The organism is Methylobacterium sp. WL116 (assembly GCF_008039455.1).
GTDB lineage: Bacteria > Pseudomonadota > Alphaproteobacteria > Rhizobiales > Beijerinckiaceae > Methylobacterium.
Window position 1 is genome coordinate 1 of record NZ_VRUV01000886.1, and the last position, 1,142, is coordinate 1,142.

The 1,142-nt window shown below is 72.2% G+C and carries 1 protein-coding gene; it reads left to right on the forward strand.

The features are described 5' to 3' along the window. The coding region (gene mltG / locus FV223_RS28195) for an endolytic transglycosylase MltG (RefSeq protein ID WP_147729948.1) at positions 1 to 1,142 on the forward strand (1,142 nt) is incomplete at both ends.

Genomic DNA, 1,142 nt, shown 5'->3' on the forward strand with positions numbered 1-1,142 from the left:
GCCCGAGCGGCCCGAGCGCCGCCGCGGCGGGCTCCTCGCCACCATCAGCGGGCTGCTCACCTTCGCGGTGGTGATCGCCATCGCCGTGATGCTCGGGCTGACGCTGTTCCAGCGGCAGGTGCAGGAGCCCGGCCCGCTCGCCGCCGACAAGGTGGTCGTGATCCCGTCCCGCAGCGGCACCGGCGAGATCGCCGAGATCCTGAAGCGCGAGGGCGTGATCGACCATGTCGGGCTGTTCGAGTTCGCCGCCCGGTTCGGCGGGCGCCCGCCGCTGAAGGCCGGCGAGTACACCTTCAAGGCCCATGCCAGCATCAGCGATGCGATCGACACCGTGACCACGGGCCGGCAGGTCCAGCACGCGATCACCTTCCCCGAGGGGCTCACCTCCGAGCAGATCGTGATGCGCCTCAACGAGAACGACGTGCTCACCGGCGAGGTCGGCGAGATCCCGCCCGAGGGCTCGCTGCTGCCCGACACCTACAAGTTCGAGCGCGGCGCGAGCCGTCAGCAGATCGTCAACCTGATGCGCGAGAAGCAGCGCAAGGTCCTCAACGACATCTGGCTGCGCCGCAGCGCCGACGTGCCGGTGCGGACGCCGGCCGAGATGGTCACGCTGGCCTCGATCGTCGAGAAGGAGACCGGGCGCGCCGACGAGCGGCCGCGGGTGGCCGGCGTGTTCGTGAACCGCCTGAACAAGCGGATGAAGCTGCAATCGGACCCGACCATCGTCTACGGGCTGGTCGGCGGGCGCGGCACCCTCGGGCGCGGCATCCAGCGCTCCGAGATCGACCGGGCGACGCCCTACAACACCTACGTGATCGAGGGCCTGCCGCCCGGCCCGATCGCCAATCCCGGCCGCGCCGCCCTGGAGGCGGTCGCCAATCCGTCGCGGACCAAGGACCTGTTCTTCGTCGCCGATGGCACCGGCGGGCACGCCTTCGCCGAGAGCCTCGACGGCCACCAGAAGAACGTCGCGCGCTGGCGCCAGGTCGAGAAGGCCCGCCTGGCCACGACGCCGGATGCCGCCGGCGTCGACAAGGCCGAGCCGCCCGCCGATCCCGCCGCGGTGCCGAACCGGGCCTCGGCCTTCGCCCCGCCGACGAACGCCTACGCGCTGGACGGGGCGACCGTCGGGGCGGGCG